At 69.2% G+C, this 3,748-nt stretch carries 5 protein-coding genes; 1 reads left to right on the forward strand and 4 read right to left on the reverse strand.

All coding sequences use genetic code 11. The annotated features are described in order from the left end of the window. Positions 1-299: 299 nt before the first annotated feature. From G7A99_RS16685 to G7A99_RS16700, 4 genes are read right to left on the reverse strand one after another with little or no spacing between them, the layout of a single operon-like run. Positions 300-716 carry a CBS domain-containing protein gene (locus G7A99_RS16685; protein ID WP_163142225.1) on the reverse strand — a complete coding sequence of 139 codons (417 nt, stop codon included), beginning with the start codon at positions 714-716 and terminating at the stop codon, positions 300-302. Next, the gene (locus G7A99_RS16690; protein WP_163142228.1) at positions 713-1,258 is read right to left on the reverse strand and encodes a hydrolase; all 546 of its coding nucleotides are present in this window, start codon (positions 1,256-1,258) and stop codon (positions 713-715) included. Before G7A99_RS16690 ends, G7A99_RS16685 begins: the two co-directional genes overlap by 4 nt. Further along, on the reverse strand, positions 1,252-1,491 hold the full coding sequence (locus G7A99_RS16695; RefSeq protein ID WP_163142231.1) for a DUF3565 domain-containing protein: 240 nt from the start codon (positions 1,489-1,491) through the stop codon (positions 1,252-1,254). The genes G7A99_RS16690 and G7A99_RS16695 overlap by 7 nt, the downstream gene beginning before the upstream one ends. Continuing rightward, on the reverse strand, positions 1,488-1,907 hold the full coding sequence (locus tag G7A99_RS16700) for a PaaI family thioesterase (RefSeq protein ID WP_163142234.1): 420 nt from the start codon (positions 1,905-1,907) through the stop codon (positions 1,488-1,490). The genes G7A99_RS16695 and G7A99_RS16700 overlap by 4 nt, the downstream gene beginning before the upstream one ends. Positions 1,908-1,989: 82 nt before the next feature. Between G7A99_RS16700 and G7A99_RS16705 the strand changes: the two genes are divergently transcribed. Then, entirely contained in the window at positions 1,990-2,784 is a 795-nt protein-coding gene (locus G7A99_RS16705; RefSeq protein ID WP_163142237.1) for a DUF2189 domain-containing protein, read from the forward strand. Positions 2,785-3,748 lie beyond the last annotated feature (964 nt).

The raw sequence follows: 3,748 nt of genomic DNA on the forward strand, positions 1-3,748 counted from the left end.
CGACATTGCCGGTGCCGCAAGGCGGGATGTTGGCTGCCAGGAGCAGCCAACCTACAGCACCAGCTCCCTTCCCGGGCATCCCGCAAGGGGTGCCGGCCGGGAAACCCGCTAGCGCTGTAACTCCCGTAGGTCGGCTGCTCAGGGCAGCCGACATTTACGGTGCCGCAAGGCGGGGTGTTGGCTGCCAGGAGCAGCCAACCTACAGCACCGGCTCCCCTTCACGGGCATCTTGCAAGGGGTGCCTGCCGGCAAGCCCGCTAACGCTCCATCCGGATGCCGGCCTACTCGCAAGGGGGACGTCAGATCCGGCTGTCCGCCACCGCCGCGAGCACGTCCTGCCAGGTCAGGATCCCCACCAGCGCCTCGTCATCCAGCACCGGCAGGCTGCCCACCCCGTGTGCGCTCATGCGCCGCGCGCACTCGCGCACGTCGACGGCACCGGTAACCGTCTCCGGCGCACGGGTCATGATCTGGTGGATCGGCCGGCGCAGGGTGAAACGGTCGCGATCCCGCTCGGCGGCCGTGTGCATGAACGGGCTCAGGCTGCGCAGCACGTCACCGTCGGAGACCAGCCCGACCAGACGGTGGTCCTGGTCCACAACGGGGATATGCCGCACGCGGTGGTCCTGGCAGAGATCCCGGGCGAGCTCGACGCTATCGTCGCCGGTCAGCGTGAAAACGCGCCGGGTCATGATGTCGGCAGCGGTAACGCTCATCGCAGGAAATTGCGGCTGACCTCGCGGAAGACGTCGGTCCCCGCGCGCTGGAGCCACTCGAAGGCAACCATCTCCCGACTGACCACCTGCACCCCCAGGGCGCGGATGCGATCGAGGGCGAGGTCGCGGTCCCACGGATTACGCGAGCCCGCCGCGTCCCCCGCCACGAAGACCTCGTAGCCCGCCTCGTGCAGGCCGAGGGCGGTCTGCAGTACGCAAACGTGCGCCTCGATACCGCAGATCACCACCTGCTTACGGCCGGCGCCGGAGACGAGATCGCGGCAGGCGGGCTCGTCCGCCGCGGAGAAGGCGGTCTTCTCCGCCACCGCTTCCGGGGAGAAATAACGCCCGAGCTGGGGGACGGTCCGCCCCAGCCCCCTGGGATACTGCTCTGTCGCCAGCACCGGCACACCGACCGCGCCGGCCACGCCGATGAGCCACTCGATCCCGTCCACCACGTTGCCGTGGTCATGGATGGCGGGCACGAGGCGCTCCTGGACGTCGACCACCAGGAGCACCGATTCGGGGGCGTGTATCAGCATCGTCCTCTCTCCTCCCGTTCGCCGCGGGCGTCATGCGCCCTCGCCCGCGCGCACCAGCCACATTCGACCCGGCGCCCGAGCATCGCGCGCCGGCCGGTCCCGGTCGTCACCCACGGCCGGTTCTGCCACGGCGGCAGGTGCCGCACGTGCTGGGTATGACCGCAGGCCAGCTCCATCACCCAATGGCCCTCGGCGTCCCGGCGGAAGCCGCGCACCGTGGTCATGGGATTCATGCCGTGGCCGTCTCCCGCGGCGGTATCGAGTAGGTGGCGGTTACGTGGGCCACGGCCTGATCGTCACCATCCGAGAATACGGTCACCTCCCCCACCGCCAGACGCTTGCCGAGCTTGAGCATGCGCGCCTCGGCGATGAGATCGCGTACCGGCGGCCGGCGCAGGAAATTCGCGTTGAGATTGGTCGTCACCGCCTGGGCGACCGGCCCCAGGTTGGCCAGGATCGCCACGTACAGCGCCGTGTCGGCCAGGCCCATCATGGTCGGCCCGGAGACCGTCCCCCCGGGGCGCAGATGCTCGTCGCCGACGGCGAGGCGCAGCCGGGCCGTAAGCGGCCCCACCGCCTCCACCCGACCGTATCCCTGGGGGAAATGCTCCGCGAGAAAGGCCTGCACGGCCGGCAAGTCCATCTCCATCGTCTACACCTCCTTCTGCCGGCATGTTACGACGCCGACGCGGCCACGCGCGAGGCCTTCCGCTGCCGTGCCGGAGAGTGCTATGACAACACTACAACAACGACGGGAGGAGGAGCCCGCCATGGACGAGCATACCGATAACGACACCGGCACCACCGAGGACTGGATCCCGGAGCCGCACCGGCTCGCGGCCACCGCGCCGCTGACCTGGGTGTGCCTCGGGTGGCGCGACTTCCGCGCCGCACCCTTCGAGAGCCTGACGTTCGGCCTGATCGTCACCCTGATCGGGGTGATCATCGCCGCAGGGAGCTGGATCAGCGGCAACCTGCTGATCCTGTACGTGACTGCCGGGGGGTTCCTGCTCGTGGGCCCGCTGATCGCCTTCGCGCTGTATGCCACCAGCCGGGCGCTCGAGCAGGGCCGGCCCCCGTCGGTACGCACCTGCCTGCGCAGCATGCGGGCGAACCTGAGCAACCACGTGATCTTCGCGCTGGTGCTGCTGGTGCTCTTCCTGCTCTGGGCCCGCGCCGCGGCCATGGTTCACGTGTTCTTTCCCGCCATGGCCGAGCCCGGCTGGCGCTCCTGGGTGCCGTTCCTGGGCATCGGCAGTGCCGTGGGCGCGGTATTCGCCGCACTGGCGTTCGCCGGCTCGGCGTTCTCGCTGCCGATGATGATGGACCGCGGCACGGACGTGATCAGCGCAGTGATCACCAGTTTTCGGGCGGTGCTGTCCAATCGCGCCACGATGGCGGTCTGGGCAGCCCTGATAGTCGCCGGCACGGTGATCGGCTTTGCCACCGCGTTCGTGGGACTCGCGGTGACGGTGCCGGTGCTCGGCTATGCCACATGGCACGGCTATCGCGCAACGCTGCCGTAGCGGCGCCACGGTTAACGCCCTCTGGACATATCCGGCATCTGACGGGGCCACCGCAGACAGCACCAAGGGCGTCGGCCATGCCGATACAGAACACGGACGACGTCGCACACGCACACGGCCTGCAGCGTTTCGATGTCACGGGAAGGTCCGTTGCCCACCGGCAACCGGATTGTCGGCTGCCAGGAGCAGCCGACCTACGGGCGTTGCAGCGTTAGCGGGTTTCCCGGCAGGCACCCCTTGCGGGATGCCCGAGAAGGGAGCCGGTATTGCAGGTTGGCTGCTCCTGGCCGCCAACACCCCGCCTTGCGGCACCGGGAATGGCGGTGGGCAGGAGCAGCCGACCTACGGGCAGTTCGTGCGCCGCGGGCGTGCGACAACCCGGGCCGAACGACCGCGAACCCGGCACACTGGTGGATGCCAAGGGAGTGACCGCTATCACCGAGCCCCGCCCCTTTACGGGAGGAACCCGGGGGAGAGGGACAAACAGGCCAGACAAAAAAATGCCGGCCCGTGAGGGCCGGCAGCACGAGAGCTACGGGGAAGTAGGAGACGCGCCCGCTGCAAGGACACCCACCCAGGTCAGCAGCGGGCGCGCGGGATGAGTCGAGGCGAACTGCCACCAATCCCCGATCTCTTCCCGGGAATTATGGAAACATCCCCGGGATACCGCCGCCTTGATCCAGGTCAACGGGATGCCACCCAGTGGCCGCCCGTACCGCACCCACCGCCGGCCGGAGCGCTCGCGTCGGTCGTGCGCCGCAGGCGTGCGACGTCTTCGGCGGTATGCCGGTGGGGCGCCGGGGCGAGCCATGTCGCACACGGCCTGCGGCCGTGCACGACCTACCGGATCGGGGCTGTTGCCGGCGGGTAGGTCGGGCGCCGCAGGCGTGCGACGTCTTCGATGTGTACCGGTGGGCGTCGAGGGGAGCCATGTCGCACACGGCCTGCGGCCATGCACGACCTA

Source organism: Arhodomonas sp. KWT (assembly GCF_010993615.1).

Coding starts and splice junctions, on each gene's coding strand:
- G7A99_RS16685 (WP_163142225.1), bottom strand. CDS start 716: ATGAGCGTTACCGCTGCCGACATCATGACCCGGCGCGTTTTCACGCTG.
- G7A99_RS16690 (WP_163142228.1), bottom strand. CDS start 1,258: ATGCTGATACACGCCCCCGAATCGGTGCTCCTGGTGGTCGACGTCCAG.
- G7A99_RS16695 (WP_163142231.1), bottom strand. CDS start 1,491: ATGAATCCCATGACCACGGTGCGCGGCTTCCGCCGGGACGCCGAGGGC.
- G7A99_RS16700 (WP_163142234.1), bottom strand. CDS start 1,907: ATGGAGATGGACTTGCCGGCCGTGCAGGCCTTTCTCGCGGAGCATTTC.
- G7A99_RS16705 (WP_163142237.1), top strand. CDS start 1,990: ATGACAACACTACAACAACGACGGGAGGAGGAGCCCGCCATGGACGAG.